Annotated in this window: 13 protein-coding genes; 9 read left to right on the top strand and 4 right to left on the bottom strand. The window is 33.7% G+C overall.

The features are described from left to right. Position 1: 1 nt before the first annotated feature. Positions 2-727 carry a TrmH family RNA methyltransferase gene (locus tag DR871_RS06085; protein ID WP_113664396.1) on the bottom strand — a complete coding sequence of 242 codons (726 nt, stop codon included), beginning with the start codon at positions 725-727 and terminating at the stop codon, positions 2-4. A gap of 37 nt (positions 728-764) precedes the next feature. On the opposite strand from DR871_RS06085, the gene tamL reads away from it, so the two are divergent. The 3 genes from tamL to accD all read left to right on the top strand — a co-directional run bounded on the left by tamL (position 765) and on the right by accD (position 5,389). Continuing rightward, on the top strand, positions 765-3,332 hold the full coding sequence (tamL, locus tag DR871_RS06080) for a translocation and assembly module lipoprotein TamL (RefSeq protein ID WP_113664397.1): 2,568 nt from the start codon (positions 765-767) through the stop codon (positions 3,330-3,332). A 60-nt stretch (positions 3,333-3,392) separates the two neighbouring features. Further along, positions 3,393-4,460: a class II fructose-bisphosphate aldolase gene (gene fbaA, locus DR871_RS06075; protein WP_113664398.1), complete on the top strand. Its 1,068-nt coding sequence runs from the start codon at positions 3,393-3,395 to the stop codon at positions 4,458-4,460. Positions 4,461-4,534: 74 nt separating this feature from the next. Continuing rightward, positions 4,535-5,389: an acetyl-CoA carboxylase, carboxyltransferase subunit beta gene (gene accD, locus DR871_RS06070; protein WP_113664399.1), complete on the top strand. Its 855-nt coding sequence runs from the start codon at positions 4,535-4,537 to the stop codon at positions 5,387-5,389. Positions 5,390-5,551: 162 nt separating this feature from the next. On the opposite strand, the gene DR871_RS06065 is transcribed toward accD, so the two are convergent. Further along, positions 5,552-6,802 carry an ABC transporter permease gene (locus DR871_RS06065; RefSeq protein ID WP_113664400.1) on the bottom strand — a complete coding sequence of 417 codons (1,251 nt, stop codon included), beginning with the start codon at positions 6,800-6,802 and terminating at the stop codon, positions 5,552-5,554. Between the two features lie 194 nt (positions 6,803-6,996). Between DR871_RS06065 and purH the strand changes: the two genes are divergently transcribed. The 6 genes from purH to rodA all read left to right on the top strand — a co-directional run bounded on the left by purH (position 6,997) and on the right by rodA (position 14,212). After that, positions 6,997-8,523, top strand: coding sequence for a bifunctional phosphoribosylaminoimidazolecarboxamide formyltransferase/IMP cyclohydrolase (gene purH, locus DR871_RS06060; protein WP_113664401.1), 1,527 nt, complete (start codon positions 6,997-6,999; stop codon positions 8,521-8,523). Between the two features lie 54 nt (positions 8,524-8,577). After that, positions 8,578-9,606, top strand: a complete 1,029-nt coding sequence (locus DR871_RS06055) for a rod shape-determining protein (protein ID WP_113664402.1) — start codon at positions 8,578-8,580, stop codon at positions 9,604-9,606. A 92-nt stretch (positions 9,607-9,698) separates the two neighbouring features. Then, complete coding sequence (mreC, locus tag DR871_RS06050) at positions 9,699-10,523, top strand: rod shape-determining protein MreC (protein WP_113664403.1); 825 nt, start codon at positions 9,699-9,701, stop codon at positions 10,521-10,523. Next, positions 10,516-11,022, top strand: coding sequence for a rod shape-determining protein MreD (locus DR871_RS06045; protein WP_113664404.1), 507 nt, complete (start codon positions 10,516-10,518; stop codon positions 11,020-11,022). The genes mreC and DR871_RS06045 overlap by 8 nt, the downstream gene beginning before the upstream one ends. Continuing rightward, the gene (mrdA, locus tag DR871_RS06040) at positions 11,019-12,971 is read left to right on the top strand and encodes a penicillin-binding protein 2 (RefSeq protein ID WP_113664405.1); all 1,953 of its coding nucleotides are present in this window, start codon (positions 11,019-11,021) and stop codon (positions 12,969-12,971) included. Before DR871_RS06045 ends, mrdA begins: the two co-directional genes overlap by 4 nt. A gap of 5 nt (positions 12,972-12,976) precedes the next feature. Next, positions 12,977-14,212, top strand: coding sequence for a rod shape-determining protein RodA (rodA, locus tag DR871_RS06035; protein ID WP_113664406.1), 1,236 nt, complete (start codon positions 12,977-12,979; stop codon positions 14,210-14,212). A gap of 143 nt (positions 14,213-14,355) precedes the next feature. Here the strand turns inward: rodA and DR871_RS06030 are convergent, their stop codons facing one another. Together DR871_RS06030 and DR871_RS06025 are read right to left on the bottom strand one after the other, a co-directional pair. Next, the gene (locus DR871_RS06030) at positions 14,356-15,207 is read right to left on the bottom strand and encodes a DNA/RNA non-specific endonuclease (protein WP_113664407.1); all 852 of its coding nucleotides are present in this window, start codon (positions 15,205-15,207) and stop codon (positions 14,356-14,358) included. A gap of 175 nt (positions 15,208-15,382) precedes the next feature. Beyond that, positions 15,383-17,563 carry a carboxy terminal-processing peptidase gene (locus DR871_RS06025; protein ID WP_113664408.1) on the bottom strand — a complete coding sequence of 727 codons (2,181 nt, stop codon included), beginning with the start codon at positions 17,561-17,563 and terminating at the stop codon, positions 15,383-15,385. Between the last annotated feature and the right edge of the window lie 21 nt (positions 17,564-17,584).

The raw sequence follows: 17,584 nt of genomic DNA, 5'->3' as shown, positions 1-17,584 counted from the left end.
ACTAACCGCGACAAAACTCGCTTAAAACAATGGCAGTTGCCGTAGCTACATTCAAGCTTTCTGTTTTTTGAAGATTTCCAAAACGAGGAATTGTGAGTCGGCTGGTGACTAACTTTTCAAGTTCCGTTGAAATTCCGTTGGCTTCGTTCCCCATAATTATAACCCCTTGTTTTGGTAACTCCGATTTATAAATATTGGATCCGTCCATAAAAGTGCCAAAAACCGGTAGTTTTGTCGTTGCCAAAAAAGTGTTCAAATCCATATAATTAACATTCACCCTGGCTATAGAACCCATTGTTGCCTGCACCACTTTTGGATTATAAACATCAACTGTTTCCTTAGAACACAGAATTTGCTGTATTCCAAACCAGTCACATAAGCGTAAAATAGTGCCTAAATTTCCGGGATCTCTGATTGAGTCAAGTGCTATAATTAGACCCGTTTCGATAATTTGTTTTTCAAGAGGCATTTTAAAGACGGCTAAACAGGAATTAGGCGTTGCCAATGCCGTGATTTTCTTCAAATCATTTTCTGATATAATAGTTTTCTTTTCTTTGAAAACTTCATCAAAATCATTTTGTGTGGTATACAAATGCTCCAATTCAAAATCAGAATCCAAAAGTTCCTGAATACCTTTTACACCTTCGGCAAAAAATAATTTATTGGCAATTCTATATTTTTTTTGCTGCAAACTCGTTATAAGCTTTATTTGGTTTTTACTAACCATAAAATAATGTACTTTTGAATTAAATATTTTAGAACACTTGAAAAAAATCTCCACAAAAATAACTGCATTTATTGTAATTGCAATACTAATTTGCGCATGTAACGCTGTAAAAAGAGTTCCAGACGGGAAACTACTGCTTACAAAAAATGAAATTACAATAAATGATAAAGTGATCAAGGATGAAAATGTGATTAATCAGCTGTATCAAAAACCTAACAGTACCTTGCTGGGCTACCGTTTGCGATTAAATCTTTACAATTTAGCAAACCTAAATCCTGATTCAACATACCAAGCCAAGTTTGCTAATAATCCGGAAAAATTCAAACGTAAATCAAAATGGTTGTCAGAAAAACAAGTGAACCGTCTTGGAAAATCTTTTTGGTACCACGGAATTCACGATTTTCTGAAAAGAACTGGTGAACCTCCGGTAATTATTGACAAAGAAAAAGCAGATAAATCATTATTACGACTGAAATATTATTACTTTAACAATGGATTTTTTAATGTAAATGCTACTTATAATGTAGATACATTGGCTATAAAAAAAGCTAAAATAAAATATGCCATAACTCCAGGAAATGCTTATTTTTTAGACTCTTTAAGAGCGACAATATTAACACCTGCGCTCGATTCATTATATCAAACAAATAAAACAACCACGTTCATCAAATCAGGGAATCAATACAAAACTGATGATTTTGAAAATGAAAAAAACCGGATTACCACACATTTCAGAAACAATGGAGTTTATTATTTTCAATCCAATTATGTTACTTTTGACATTGATACTATCAAAAAAGTGAATCAGGCAAATATCACCTTGATGATTAATAATTATTCCTATCAAGATGGCGATTCAACGCGAACCGAACCTTTCAAGATATATAAAATTAGTGACGTAAATATTTACACTGATTATTCTCCGAGTAACAACGCCTTAAATATCACAGACAGTACGACTTATAAAAATTTTAATCTTTATAGTCAGGAAAAATTAAAATACAAACCAAAAGCCATTACCAACGCTATTTTTATTACAAAAGGAGGCTTATATGCAGACAACAAAACCGTTTTGACGACCCGTTATTTGAATAATCTGAAGATTTTCAATTATCCGTCTATACAATATGAGGTCGACAAAAGAGACTCAACAGCTCAATCATTGATTGCCAAAGTATATTTAACACCAAGAAAAAAATATAGTTTTGGAACCACATTAGACGTCACACATTCAAATATTCAGGATTTTGGTATAGGACTGAGCGTTTCCGAAACAATTAGAAACGTGTTCAATGGCGCGGAAACACTTGAAATCGCAGCGCGTGGAAATATTGGTTCGTCAAAAGATTTAGCAAATCCCAAAAACAATTTTTTCAACGTTTCAGAATATGGATTGGATTTAAAACTAAACATTCCGCGAATTCTAATGCCGTTTAACACGGATAGAATTATTGCCAAAAGCATGATTCCATCCACGCTGATTACTGTAGGTTTTGCAAAACAAAGAAATATAGGGCTCGACAAAGAGAACTTCACGGGAGGGCTTTCCTACAATTGGACTCCAAAAATAAATCACACGGCTAAATTTGATCTTTTCAACACTCAGTTTGTTCGGAATTTAAATCCTAAAAATTATTTTAATGTTTACGGATCTTCTTACAATGCTTTAAATGAAATAAGCAAAGAGTACAATGCAAATCCTTCCTATTACAACAATGATATTAACAAAGACTTGCTTATTGAACAAGGGACAGCAGGTTTTACAAACGATGTCCTTACCGGTAATGCTAATTTTTTGAAACCTTTAGAAGCTGCTGATATCGAATCCGTAAAAAGTATTGAAGAGCGAAGACTGAGACTTACAGAAAATGATTTCATTTTAGCCACCAGTTTTACTTTTTCAAAAACAACAAAAAAAGATTTAACAGATAATAATTTCTATCTTTTCAGAACAAAAATAGAATCAGCAGGAACTATTTTGTCTGCTTTTGCAAAAACTTCAAATCAGAAAAAAAACAGCAATGGAAATTATGAAATATTTAATTTGGAATATTCTGAGTATATAAAAACCGAATTCGATTACATCAAACATTGGGATTTATCTAAGGAAAAAATCGTTGCATTCCGATCCTTTTTTGGAATTGCCATACCGTTTGGAAACTCAAATTACATTCCTTTTTCGAGAAGTTATTTTTCTGGTGGTTCCAATGATAACAGAGCCTGGCAACCTTATGGACTAGGCCCGGGAAGTAGCGGTGCATTGGACGATTTCAACGAAGCTAACATGAAAATTGCCATCAGTGCAGAATTTCGATTCAAACTTTTAGGAAATCTTAAAGGAGCTGTTTTTGCTGACGCCGGAAACATTTGGAATACATTGGATAATGTTGTGGATGAGAAATCAACATTTACAAGTTTGAGCGATTTAAAAGATATGGCTTTGGGTACGGGATTTGGAATTAGATATGACTTAAGTTTTTTCGTAATTCGTTTTGATTTAGGATTTAAAACCTACAATCCAGCCAATGAAACCAACAAAAGATGGTTTAGAGAATACAACTTTGCGAACTCAGTTTTAAATTTTGGAATAAATTATCCGTTCTAATGCTAATTAATTCTTATTTTTGCAAAACTAAAAACTAAAAAAATAACTAAAAAAAGTACAATGGCACACAACATAAAACCAGGCGTAGCTACAGGAGATCAGGTTCAGGAAATTTTTAATTATGCTAAAGAAAAAGGATTTGCACTTCCGGCAGTAAATGTTACGGGATCAAATACTATCAATGGCGTTCTTGAAACAGCAGCAAAACTGAATGCTCCAGTAATTATTCAATTTTCAAATGGAGGAGCACAATTTAACGCTGGAAAAGGACTTTCAAATGAAGGTGAAAAAGCAGCAATCGCTGGTGGAATCGCTGGTGCACTGCACATTCATACCTTGGCGGAAGCTTACGGAGCAACTGTAATTTTACATACTGACCATTGCGCAAAAAAATTATTGCCTTGGATTGATGGTTTGTTAGATGCTTCAGAAGCGCATTTTGCTAGAACCGGAAAACCTTTGTTTTCCTCTCACATGATTGATTTATCTGAAGAGCCAATCGAAGAAAACATCGAAATTTGCAAAGGCTATTTAGAAAGAATGAGCAAAATGGGAATGACACTTGAAATCGAACTTGGAATTACAGGTGGTGAAGAAGATGGTGTTGACAACTCTGATGTTGACAGTTCAAAATTATACACACAACCAGAAGAGGTTGCTTACGCATATGAAGAACTTTCTAAAGTAAGCCCAAGATTTACAATTGCAGCTGCTTTTGGAAACGTTCATGGAGTTTACAAACCAGGAAATGTAAAATTGACTCCAAAAATCTTAAAAAATTCTCAAGATTTCGTTCAAAATAAATTCAACACAGGACACAATCCGGTTGATTTCGTTTTCCACGGTGGATCAGGTTCTACATTAGAAGAAATCAGAGAAGGTATCAGCTACGGTGTAATAAAAATGAATATCGACACTGATTTACAATTTGCTTTTACAGAAGGCATTCGTGATTACATGGTAAAAAATATCGACTATTTGAAAACTCAAATTGGAAACCCAGAAGGTGCTGATGCTCCAAACAAAAAATATTACGACCCAAGAAAATGGTTGCGTGAAAGTGAAGTTACTTTCAACACAAGATTGGAACAAGCATTTGCTGACTTGAACAACGTGAATACATTATAATAAAAAGTTTAAAGTTTCAGGTTTCAGGTTTCAAAACTTTAAACTTTAAACCTGAAACAACAAAAACAATAAATATGGCTTGGTTTAAAAGAAAAGAAAAAGGGATTACTACTGCTACCGAAGACAAAATGGATATTCCAAAAGGACTTTGGTACAAATCTCCAACTGGAAAAATTATTGATGCCGATGAACTAGCTCGTAACTTATTTGTAAGTCCCGAGGATGGTTTTCATGTTAGAATAGGAAGTGCTGAATATTTTCAAATCTTATTTGACAACAATGAGTTTGTTGAATTAGACAAGAATATGACTTCTAAAGATCCTTTGCATTTTGTGGATACAAAAAAGTATGCAGACCGTTTGAAAGACGTTATGGATAAAACTAAACTTAAGGATGCCGTGCGCACTGGAGTTGGAAAATCCAAAGGAAAAGACGTGGTTATTTGCTGTATGGATTTCGCCTTCATTGGTGGTTCTATGGGTGCAGTTGTAGGAGAAAAAATTGCAAGAGGAATTGATCACGCTATCAAAAACAGAATGCCTTTCATAATGATTTCTAAATCAGGTGGAGCACGAATGATGGAAGCGGCTTATTCTTTAATGCAATTAGCAAAAACATCTGTAAAACTCGCTCAACTTGCCGAAGCAAAACTTCCTTACATTTCATTGTGTACAGACCCAACAACCGGAGGAACAACTGCTTCTTACGCAATGCTGGGTGACATCAACATTTCTGAACCAGGAGCATTAATAGGATTTGCAGGACCAAGAGTTGTAAGAGACACGACAGGTAAAGATTTACCGGAAGGTTTTCAAACTGCAGAGTTTCTTCTTGAACATGGTTTCTTAGACTTTATTACACCAAGAAAAGAATTGAAAGACAAGATCAACTTGTATATCGATTTGATCCAAAATAACACTATTAGATAAATGAATATCCCGAGCAATCGGGATATTTTTTTTTATAGATTAAATACAAACTAAAAGCAGCTTCCAAAAAATTTTGGAAGCTGCTTTTTTATATATCGTATATCTAAAATTATTAACACTGGAAGCAATTCAAATTTCAGTTAGATTTAGAATAGTACATCATTACATTCCTGTTCTAATTGCTTCAACAGGATCTAATTTAGACGCTGAAATGGCTGGAAGAATTCCTGAAATCACACCTACAACAATTGACAATCCGGAGCCAATTAAAATATTCCAAAAGCTCAAAACGAATTCAAAATCCAACACACTAGTTAAAAGCAGGGATAACAACCAAACTATCAGTAAACCAATAGCTCCACCAATAACACATAAAATAATAGCTTCAAATAGAAATTGAAAAAGGATAAATCTATTTTTGGCCCCTAATGACTTTTGAATCCCAATCAAATTAGTACGCTCTTTTACTGAAACAAACATGATATTAGCTACTCCAAATCCTCCAACTAAGAACGAAAAGACACTAATCAAAATTCCACCTCCACGCATGGCACTAATAATTCCATCTAATAAATCTGTAAATCCGGAAAGAACATTGATGAAAAAATTATCAATTTCATCTATTTTCATCCCGCGATAATTTCTTAGTTTCTGAGCAAGTTCCGCTTTAAAAGCATCCATATCAACTCCTTTGTCAGGCTTTACAAGGATTACCGGCGTCAACGCATCATTATTATCGCCGTACAACCTTCTTAAAAAATTCACCGGAATGAAAGCTGATGTATCATTACTATCCCCAAACATTCCTTCTCCTTGCTTTTTCAACATTCCAATAACTGTGAAACGCTGCCCGTAAAGACGAATGTTTTTTCCAATTGGTTCGCTTTCGCCAAAAAGACTTTTAGCAATATCAAAGCCGAGAACAATAACCGGAGCACCAGAATTAGATTCAGATTCATTATAAAACCTTCCTTTTTCAAACTCAAGACCTTGGATTTCTATGAATTCATGCGATACCGGAACGATATTCACATCACTTACGGATTCCGATTCGAATTTCAGGGATTCTCTACCCACAAAAAACTGATACGCCATCTGGTCTAAATCGTTCATAGAACTTTTCAGATACTCGTATTCATCGTATTTAACATCCGGAAATTGCTCTCTTTTCCATTGCGGAATTTCGGATGGACCAAAAGAAAAGCGCATCAAATAAATGGTATTTTTATCCAGACTACTCAAATCCTTTTTAATTTTTTTGTCCAAAGAATCTACAGCAGCCAGAACTGCAATAATCGAAAAAATACCTATCGTCACTCCTAACAAAGAAAGCAAGGTTCTTAATTTATTATTTCGCAACGCATTCATTGCAAACCCAAAACTCTCTTTTAATAATCGAAGATAAACTAACATACAATCTATTTGTTTAAGTAAAATTCTATAAATATTATTCAAAAACCTAATGAAAAATCATTTCGTTCCAGCGATGCGCCATTATTTTATGCCTCTTGTTGAAATAGCAGTAAAAATTATAATTATCTCAATTTCAAATGGCTTAATTTTAACATTAAAAAACTATTTTTGCACTTTATAACTATAACTACATAATGAGCACAACTAAAACAATTCAATCTGCATTAATCTCCGTCTTTTCTAAAGAAGGATTGGAACCTATAGTAAGACAACTAAACAGTCAAAATGTTACACTTTATTCTACAGGTGGCACAGAGGATTTCATAAAAAACTTAGGAATCCCTGTAATACCCGTTGAAGATGTGACCTCTTACCCATCTATTTTGGGTGGAAGAGTAAAAACATTACACCCAAAAGTTTTTGGCGGAATACTAAATCGTCAAGATAATGAAAGTGATGTGCAGCAAATGATTGAATTCAACATACCCCAAATTGATTTGGTAATTGTTGACTTATATCCTTTTGAAAAAACGGTAGCTTCAGGAGCAAGTGAAGCAGATATCATTGAAAAAATAGATATTGGTGGGATTTCATTAATTCGTGCTGCTGCAAAAAACTTCAAGGATACAGTAATTGTATCTTCGGTTGATCAATACAGTTTACTTTTGGATTTAATTATAGAACAAAACGGCGCGACTACATTAGAAGACCGAAAATTACTAGCTACCAAAGCATTTCATGTTTCTTCTCATTATGACACTGCAATTTTTAATTATTTCAACACAGATGAAACCATTTACAAAGAAAGTATTGCAAATGGACAAGTTTTAAGATACGGCGAAAACCCACATCAAAAAGGATTTTTCTTTGGTGATTTTGATGCCATGTTCAACAAAGTTCACGGAAAAGAATTATCATATAACAATTTATTAGATGTAGATGCTGCCGTAAATTTGATTAATGAATTTAAGAATGATGGGCCTACATTTGCCATATTAAAACACAACAATTCCTGTGGTTTAGCTACAAGAGCTACAATTAATGAAGCGTACTTAGCGGCATTAGCGTGTGATCCAACTTCAGCTTTTGGAGGTGTTTTGATTTCCAATACTAAAATTGATGTAGCAACTGCTACTGAAATAAACAAATTGTTTTGCGAAGTTGTAATTGCTCCAGAATATGATGCTGAAGCCACCGCGATTTTACAAGAAAAGAAAAACCGAATTATATTAGTGCAAAATGAGGTTGCTTTGCCACAAAAACAAGTAAGAACGTGCTTAAACGGAATCTTAGTTCAGGAAAGAAACAACATCACTGACAATAAAGAAGCGTTAAGAACCGTTACTATAACTACACCTTCAGAACAAGAGATTCAAGATTTAATATTTGCTTCAAAAATTTGTAAAAATACAAAATCTAACACGATTGTTTTTGCAAAAAACGGTACACTTATTGCTTCTGGTACTGGACAAACATCAAGAGTTGACGCCTTGCTTCAAGCTATTGAAAAAGCTAAAAATTTCGGATTTGATTTGCACGGAGCCTCAATGGCAAGTGACGCTTTTTTCCCTTTCCCAGATTGTGTGGAAATAGCTAAAAACGCAGGAATAACAGCGGTAATTCAACCTGGTGGATCTATTAAAGATGAATTGAGCATTAACTATTGTAATGAAAATAAAGTTGCAATGGTATTTACGGGAACGCGTCATTTTAAACATTAATTTGTTTAACTTTGCTCGTTTCAAATTTATAACATTTTAACCCTTAAAAAACTTATGGGATTTTTTGATTTCATGACCGAGGATATTGCGATAGACCTTGGTACCGCTAATACTTTAATCATACATAATGATAAAGTAGTAATTGACAGCCCTTCAATAGTTGCCCGCGATAGAATTTCGGGAAAAATCATTGCTGTAGGTAAAGAAGCCAGCATGATGCAGGGTAAGACACATGAAAACATTAAGACGATTAGACCTTTGAAGGATGGTGTAATTGCTGATTTTGATGCTTCAGAAAAAATGATAAGCTTATTTATAAAAAGCATTCCAGCATTAAAGAAAAGAATGTTTACTCCCGCACTAAGAATGGTGGTTTGTATTCCTTCTGGAATTACCGAAGTGGAAATGAGAGCGGTAAAAGAATCATGTGAAAGAGTTAATGGTAAAGAAGTTTATTTGATACACGAACCTATGGCTGCCGCAATAGGTATCGGAATTGACATCATGCAACCTAAAGGAAATATGATTGTTGATATTGGTGGTGGAACAACTGAAATCGCAGTAATTGCATTAGGTGGGATTGTATGTGACAAGTCAGTAAAAATTGCTGGTGATGTATTTACAAATGATATCGTGTATTACATGCGTACACAACACAATCTTTTTGTTGGAGAAACTACCGCTGAAAAAATAAAAATTCAAATCGGTGCTGCTATCGAAGATTTAGAAACTCCTCCTGAAGACATGTCCGTTCAAGGAAGAGATTTATTAACAGGTAAACCAAAACAAGTTGAAGTTTCATACCGAGAAATTGCAAAAGCATTAGATAAATCAATACAACGTATTGAAGATGCAGTAATGGAAACATTATCTCAAACACCTCCAGAATTAGCTGCAGATATTTACAATACAGGTATTTATCTTGCTGGTGGAGGATCAATGTTAAGAGGTCTTGATAAAAGAATTTCTCAAAAAACAGATTTACCTGTTTACATAGCCGAGGATCCATTAAGAGCTGTTGTCAGAGGAACTGGTATGGCACTTAAAAATATCCCTAAATTTAAAAGTATATTAATAAAATAATAAAACTAGTAATTTTAGCAGCGACTGAAAATTTAAAAAAGTTGTGATAAAACAATAAAGTTGTAACTTAATTTGAAATAATAAAATACGAAATGCAGCAAATATTTAATTTTATGTATAAAAACAGTAATAGATTACTGTTTTTACTGCTTTTGGGTATTTCGTTATCGTTAACAATACAATCACATTCTTTCCATAGAAGTAAAATAATTAGTTCTGCAAACTTTTTAAGTGGCGGTGTTTATGAAAGAGTAAACAATCTAAATGAGTATTTGAATTTAAAAACTCAAAACGAAGCGCTTGCACTGGAAAATGCAAAACTTAAAAGTCTCTTATTTAGTAAAAAAGACACTACTGCGGTTAAAAAATTAGACAGCCTAAAAGGTGTGAAACCGGATGACATAGTTGTTTCTAAGGTAATACATAACTCCTATAATGTGTATGAAAATTATCTGACATTAAATTCAGGCGAAAAAGACGGTATTAAACCTGACATGGGAGTCATAAACGATTTAGGTATCGTCGGAATTATTGAAAACACTTCTCCAAAATATTCGACGGTAATCAGTATTTTGAATAAAAGAACTCAAATTAATGCGAAAATTAAAAAGTCAAACCATTTTGGTTCATTGAACTGGAACGGCAAAAGCACGGGTTTTGTTCAATTGACAGATTTACCAAGATTAGCATTGATAAAGATAGGAGACACTATTGTCACAGGAGGGCAGTCAGTTATTTTTCCAGAAAACATCAACATTGGAACTATCGCAAAAATCTACAGAGACAAGCAAACCAATTTTTATACTTTAGACATTAAACTCTTTAACGACATGACTAATTTAGGACATGTGTACATCATAAAAAGGAAAGATCGTGAAGAAATCATTAATTTAGAAAAAAGAAAAAAAGATGAATAGCACCTTGTTCGTCAATATTTCCCGATTTATTCTGCTATTGGCAATTCAGATTATCATATTCAATAATATGAATTTTTTGGGTTATATAAGCCCATTTCCATATATCTTATTTATTATCCTTTATCCGGTAAATGGTAACAAATCAGGCTTAGTAGCTGCTAGTTTTTTACTTGGGATCATCATGGATTTATTTAGTAATTCTGGAGGAACGCACGCTACAGCTTGTTTAGTTTTAGCCTATTTCAGACCTTCAATTTTTAAGTTTGCATTTGGTTTAAGTTATGAATATCAAACCATAAAACTGAATGATGTCCTAACACCCCAACGATTTTCTTTTATATTATTGTCGGTTGTAATTCACCACTTTACTTTATTTTTATTGGAGGCATTCCAATTGAGTTTCATATTAGACACTCTAATTACAACATTATTAAGTACACTATTCACAATCATTATTTGCATTATTATAATATATATTATTAAGCCTAACAAAAGATGAGAAAAGTCTTGTTGCCTTCCTTAATCATTCTTGCTACTTCTTTACTTGTAATGCGAATATTTTATTTGCAGGTTGTTGATGATACATTAAAGTTAAAATCTGAAAATAATGCCATTAAAAAAAAATACGAGTATCCTGAAAGAGGTTACATCTATGATCGAAAAGGAAAGTTATTAGTAGCCAATCAGGCCTCTTATGACATTATGGTAGTACCAAGAGAAGTTAAAGAAACAGATACTTTAGAGTTTTGCCAATTATTGAATATCACCAAAGAAGATTTTATAAAAAAAATTGAAAAAGCTAAAGTTTATAGCCCCAGATTACCCTCTGTTTTCTTATCACAATTAAACAAAAGTGAATTTGCTGCTTTTCAGGAAAAAATACGAAAATACGAAGGCTTTTATTTTCAGAAGCGCTCTCTTCGTGATTATGAAGTTGCATTTGGCGCTAATATTTTTGGATTCATTACTCAGGTCAATGAAAAATTAGTCGCCAAAAACCCATACTACAATAGTGGTGATTTGATTGGTCGACAAGGAGTCGAAGAGAGTTACGAAGATCTTTTGCGAGGCGTAAAAGGAGTGAAATATTTTCAGAAAGACAAATACAACCGTGAAATTGGTTCATATAAAGACGGAAAATATGACACTATCGCCGTTCAAGGAGAAGACATAAACCTTACTATCGATGCCGAACTCCAAAAATATGGAGAAGAATTAATGATTAATAAAAGAGGTGGAATTGTTGCTATTGAACCCAGAACCGGCGAAATATTAGCACTTGTGACTGCTCCTTCTTATGACCCTGGAATATTGGTAGGAAGACAACGATCTAAAAATTATACTGAATTATACCGGGACTCCATTGCAAAACCACTATATGATAGAGGATTACTAGCCGAATATCCTCCAGGTTCACCTTTCAAAATCTTAACAGGTCTTGTTGCACTGCAAGAAGGTGTAATTGATGAAAATACAACTGTATTTTGTAATCGCGGTTTCAGTTATGCCAGAGGACGTTTTATGGGATGTCACTGTCATGGTGGTGCGCTTCAATTGCACAGAGGGATATTTGAGTCTTGTAATTCTTATTTCGCAACGGCTTACATGCAAACAATTAATAAATATGCTAAACCAGCTCAAGCGGTTGATGTGTGGAGTAATCATGTTAAAAGTTTTGGTCTTGGACAATTTATGGGATATGATTTACCAACTGGTAAAAGAGGAAACATACCCGACTCAAAAACATACAAACGAATTTATCCTAACGGTGGGTGGAGAAGCACTACAATTGTTTCAAACTCTATAGGGCAAGGAGAAGTTTTAATGACTCCGATTCAGCTGGCTAACATGATGGCAACAGTTGCTAATGAAGGTTATTATTATACCCCTCACATCATCAAAAGAATCGAAGGCCATACTATAGATAAAAAATTCACCACCAAACATGTGACCACAATTGACAAAAGGCACTTTAAGCCTATGATCAGTGGCTTATTTGACGTATATAACTTAGGAACTGCGAGATCCCTAAAAGTGGAAGGAATTGACATATGTGGCAAGACCGGAACTGCTGAAAATTTCACTAAAATTGGAGGAGTACGAGTAAAAATGGAAGATCACTCCATATTTGTAGCTTTTGCACCAAAAGACAATCCAAAAATTGCGATAGCTGTTATGGTAGAAAACGGAGGTTATGGAGCAACAATAGCAGGGCCAATTGCCAGTTTGATGATCGAAAAATATCTCAGACAGAAAATAACAAGACTAGATTTAGAAAAAAGAATACTTGCAACAAGTTTACAAGGGCGATATGCAAAATTAGGGGGCCTTTCGGAAGCAGTAAAATTACAATTAAGAATTAGTGATTCTCTTTTAAAAAAGAAAACCGTAATTCCAGTTTTGAAAGTGAAAATTGATTCCACTAAGGAGAATAAACAAGCTATTTAATTCCGATGAAAAACCAAAGTGTATCAAACAACATTGACTGGATCAGCATAATCATTTATGCCCTACTGGTTATTTTGGGATGGCTAAACATCTACTCCTCGTCTTTGTCTTCTATGGAAGATACTTATGAAAAGCAGCTGATATTCATCATACTAACCATTCCTTTAATTTTCATAGTACTCTCAGTGGATGGGAAATTTTACGAAAAATATGCAACTATCATTTTTGGGATTTCTCTATTATCATTGGCAGGTCTGTTTTTGTTTGGTAAAACAATAGCGGGTCAGCGTTGTTGGTATGCAATAGGAAGTTTTACCATTCAACCGTCTGAATTTGCAAAAGCAGCTACGGCCTTAGCTTTGGCAAAATATCTAAGCGACACGCAAATTAATCTAAAAGAGGTGACCCGTCAATGGCAGGCACTAGCAATAATTATACTACCTGTATTATTAATTTTACCACAGCCTGACCCGGGAAGTGCACTTATTTATAGTATATTTATAATTGTTTTGTATCGTGAAGGGCTTCCAGCTTGGTACGTTTGGACTGGTTTTGTAACCATTCTCCTGTTTGTATTAACACTGGTATTAGAACCACAATATGTCATCCTCATCGGCTTATTGGTTTTTTTGATAATACACTTCAAATCTAGATTAGCCGACAGGAATATCGTTTTGAGTAGTATTCTTTTCGTGCTACTTTCAGGATTTGTTTTGTCTGTAGACTATGTCTTTGACAATGTATTTAAACAACATCACCGAGACCGTTTCAATATCCTTTTAGGAAAAACTGTTGATATGAAAGGCATTGGATACAATACCAATCAATCCGAAATTGCGATTGGCTCTGGAGGTTGGTTAGGAAAAGGATTTCTGGAAGGAACACAAACGAAAGGTGGCTTTGTACCAGAACAACATACGGATTACATTTTTACTACTGTAGGCGAAGAATGGGGATTTGCCGGTTCATTAGTGGTAATTGCGCTTTTTACTGGTTTGTTTCTTAGAATAATTTATTTAGCCGAAAGACAAAAAACAAAATTTAGCAGAGTGTACGGCTATTGTGTTGCGGGGATTTTATTCACACACTTCTTTGTAAATATCGCCATGGTTGTCGGGATTTTTCCAACAATTGGTGTTCCGCTTCCCTTCTTTTCATACGGAGGATCTGGACTATGGGGTTTTACAATATTGTTATTTATATTTATAAAAATGGACGCGAATAAGGTGAATGAATGGTAGAAGTAATTGACCCTTGCTTAATCCTATAAAAATCTAAACATTCGCACACAATATCAATGTAAAACTTTTTACACAACTACACATGCTTATTCAAAAAGGCAGTAATCAGGCATACTTAAAAAAAGCTTTCATTTTTTTAGACATTACTTAAAGCTCCAGTTTTTGTAATCACTATTTTTTTCCAGTTGTTGCTCGACATTATCTTTTAATTTTGGAAAAAAGTCTATACCTGTCATCTTTTCAACAAGATCTACCGAAACAACAAAACTACATAAAGGTTTATTACTCTTTTCATTTGGGATTAAAAAAGCAATCATTTTAAAATCACCATTATTATAGTCTAACAATATCTTATAAAAAAATTTTGGAACTGAAACATTTTCTTTGCCAATTGTTTGTGAATCCTTGTTCAAAACTCCTCCTGTAACGACATAAATCCCATCATATAGACCTGCCCAATAGCGCACTTTTTGCTCCAACCTATTCCAAACTCCATTATTAAAATCATGCGTCTGTGGCGCTATATTTGAAGTAAGAAACGTATCATTATATGCTTCTTCTGAAAATTCCATATCACCTGCCGGGCACAAATGCCCTTTATCAAAACCAGACGTTTTATAATTTCTCCAGCTGGCTGAACCCGAACTAACTTTAGAGTCCTCAATAAAAAATGGTCTCCTAAAATTGCTATTCTTCAAAAATGATTTCTTCAATTCATAAGCAACCCATTCCGCTTGTTCAAACTCCTCATGATAGGACAAAGTATAATACTTGTGACTGACAACTTGATTTGTTGTAGAAGATGGCAAAAAATCAAATCCTTGTGCATTATCGGGTAAATTAAATCGACCCTTGTTTTCTTTCTTGTTGACAGAAACCGAATTGTTTATAAAAGTAGAATTTGACTTATCTACCTCCTGATTATTTCTACAGGAAGAGCAAATACTAATTGTTAAAAATAAAACCAAAGAGGAATATAAAAATCTATTTTTCATAAACTTGAGATAATTGAATTAAACATTGCTAAAATAACGTCTTTTAATCCATAATAACAAGACAACCAAAGTATACTAAGCAACACGAAAAGCATACACTACAACTTAAAACAATAAACGCTTCAAAAAAATTTGAAGCGTTTATTTAAATACGATTATTAATTTAAAAAGTAATTTATGACTTTGAAGCCAACTTATCCTTTTTTATTTTAACTGGCATATTTTGCTTTGAAACGGATTTTGATTGTAAATCATCTAATACATTAAGAGCTTCTTCCACATAAATATCTTTTGATAATGCCTCATGCCATCTCTCTCTTTTTTCTTTCAAAGTAATATCTTTACTCATAGCGTCCGCTTCATAAGGTAACGAAGTAAATATCAACGAATTTTTATAATCTAGAATTGGTTTATATTTTTTCGCCTTCTCTTCAATTTCAGCTTGAGCCATTTTAAAATTATCAATGTTTAAACTGTAAACATTCTCTTCACTTCTGCTATCAATCCACTTCGCATTTTCCTCAATCAATTGAAATTGAGTATTTTTACTAATTCTACTTTTACTGTTAGTGATTGCCTGATTAAAGTTAGTGTTGTTATTCCATACTTGATAATCCGCTTGGTCAATTTTATCCCAAGCCATAGCATTATCAACATCACGCTCTCCCATTTTTAAATAAGCATAACGGTCTGGCATAACAATATCACTCTGTACACCTTCTAATTGTGTAGACCCTCCGTTAATTCTATAAAATTTCTGAGTTGTTGTCTTTATTGCTCCTAAATCTCCAACAGAACTACTGCGTACAAAAGTGTTCAAATCATATACATTTTGTACCGTTCCCTTACCATAGGTTTGCTTACTTCCAATGATAATTCCTCTTTTGTAATCTTGTATTGCTGCAGCCAAAATTTCAGAAGCTGAAGCTGAAAAATTATTTACCATAATGACCAACGGCCCGTCCCATTCAATTTTTGAATCTCTGTCGTACAGGACTTCCTTCTTTTTGCCTGCGGATTTTATCTGAACAATTGGCCCTTGTTCAATAAACAAACCTGCAATATCAACAACAGTCGATAGAGATCCACCACCATCATCACGAACATCAAGAACAATTCCGTTCACTCCTGCTTTTTTCAATCGGTCTACTTCTAAAGCGATATCTTTTCCGGCATCTCTACCATTTGCATTTTCAAAATCAATATAGAATTTTGGCAAATAAATTACACCATATTTCAATCCGTTTCTGTCTACAATACTGGACTTTGCATAGGTTTCTTCTATTTCTACAATGTCTCTGATAATAGAAATTATCTTAATGGTTCCGTCTACTTTTTTAACGGTAAGACGAACTTCTGAACCTTTAGGCCCTTTGATCTTCTTAACAACATCATCCAAACGCATCCCAACTATATCTACTGCCTCACTATTACCTTGGGCCACTTTCATGATTAAATCTCCAGCTTCCAGTTGTTTTCCTCTCCATGCCGGACCACCAGAGATTAGCTCTGAAATCTCAGTCAAATCGTTTTTCTTTTGTAAACGCGCACCTATTCCCTCTAGTTTACCGCTAATACTTACATCAAAACGTTCTTTTTCCTCTGGAGCAAAATAGTTTGTGTGCGGATCAAAACGTGCCGTTATAGAATTTATATAAACAGAAAACCAATCATTCCTGTCCAAATCTTTTATAAATCCAAAATACTCATCCAAAGATTTTCGTGAGCTTTCTCTAGTTTCCTTTTCTAAAATATCAAAAGATTTGACAACATAATTAGCTTCATTTTTCTTCTTATCTTCTTCTAATTTTTGTTTATCTATTAATGAAGACAAAGCAGACAATTTGATTTGTTTACGCCATTTATCATTTAGTTCCGTAACATTTTTTGGATAAGGAGATTTCTCATAGTCAATATTGAAACTTTCATCTGTATTAAAATCAAAAGGTTTGCTTAAAACATCCTTATAAATTTTAGTACTTTCATCCATTCTTTTCATTAAACGCTCATATGTTAAATTGAAAAAAGACAAATCTTTATTCAATAACTGGTCGTCCAATTGCAGCTCAAATTTTGAAAATTCATCAATATCCGATTGCAAAAAAAATCGTTTTGAAGGATCCAAAGCTTCTATGTAATCTTTGTAAATACCTTTCGAAAAAGTATCATCGATTGGTGCTGGACTGTAATGCCCTTTTTCAATAACAAAAGTTAACAACTCCAAAAGTAACTTGTCTTTTTCCGGATCATTTGCTTTCGATGCATTCATCTTAAATGCAAATAATGTCACCGAAATACATACGACAACAACTATAATTTTATAATTTCTTTTCATAAAGTTAAGAATAGTATTCATGAATTTTTATTCTAAGTTATG

Origin of the sequence: Flavobacterium petrolei, from assembly GCF_003314435.2 — a bacterium.
In the GTDB taxonomy this organism is placed as follows: domain Bacteria; phylum Bacteroidota; class Bacteroidia; order Flavobacteriales; family Flavobacteriaceae; genus Flavobacterium; species Flavobacterium petrolei.
Note: the sequence above shows the minus strand (reverse complement) of the source record. Positions and strands in the feature narration are given on the sequence as shown.

Excerpts from the sequence above, each read along its gene's own strand:
- fbaA (WP_113664398.1), top strand. The coding sequence starts at position 3,393 with ATGGCACACAACATAAAACCAGGCGTAGCTACAGGAGATCAGGTTCAG.
- DR871_RS06055 (WP_113664402.1), top strand. The coding sequence starts at position 8,578 with ATGGGATTTTTTGATTTCATGACCGAGGATATTGCGATAGACCTTGGT.
- accD (WP_113664399.1), top strand. The coding sequence starts at position 4,535 with ATGGCTTGGTTTAAAAGAAAAGAAAAAGGGATTACTACTGCTACCGAA.
- rodA (WP_113664406.1), top strand. The coding sequence starts at position 12,977 with ATGAAAAACCAAAGTGTATCAAACAACATTGACTGGATCAGCATAATC.
- DR871_RS06025 (WP_113664408.1), bottom strand. The coding sequence starts at position 17,563 with ATGAATACTATTCTTAACTTTATGAAAAGAAATTATAAAATTATAGTT.
- mreC (WP_113664403.1), top strand. The coding sequence starts at position 9,699 with ATGCAGCAAATATTTAATTTTATGTATAAAAACAGTAATAGATTACTG.
- DR871_RS06065 (WP_113664400.1), bottom strand. The coding sequence starts at position 6,802 with ATGTTAGTTTATCTTCGATTATTAAAAGAGAGTTTTGGGTTTGCAATG.
- DR871_RS06030 (WP_113664407.1), bottom strand. The coding sequence starts at position 15,207 with ATGAAAAATAGATTTTTATATTCCTCTTTGGTTTTATTTTTAACAATT.
- DR871_RS06045 (WP_113664404.1), top strand. The coding sequence starts at position 10,516 with ATGAATAGCACCTTGTTCGTCAATATTTCCCGATTTATTCTGCTATTG.
- mrdA (WP_113664405.1), top strand. The coding sequence starts at position 11,019 with ATGAGAAAAGTCTTGTTGCCTTCCTTAATCATTCTTGCTACTTCTTTA.
- purH (WP_113664401.1), top strand. The coding sequence starts at position 6,997 with ATGAGCACAACTAAAACAATTCAATCTGCATTAATCTCCGTCTTTTCT.
- DR871_RS06085 (WP_113664396.1), bottom strand. The coding sequence starts at position 727 with ATGGTTAGTAAAAACCAAATAAAGCTTATAACGAGTTTGCAGCAAAAA.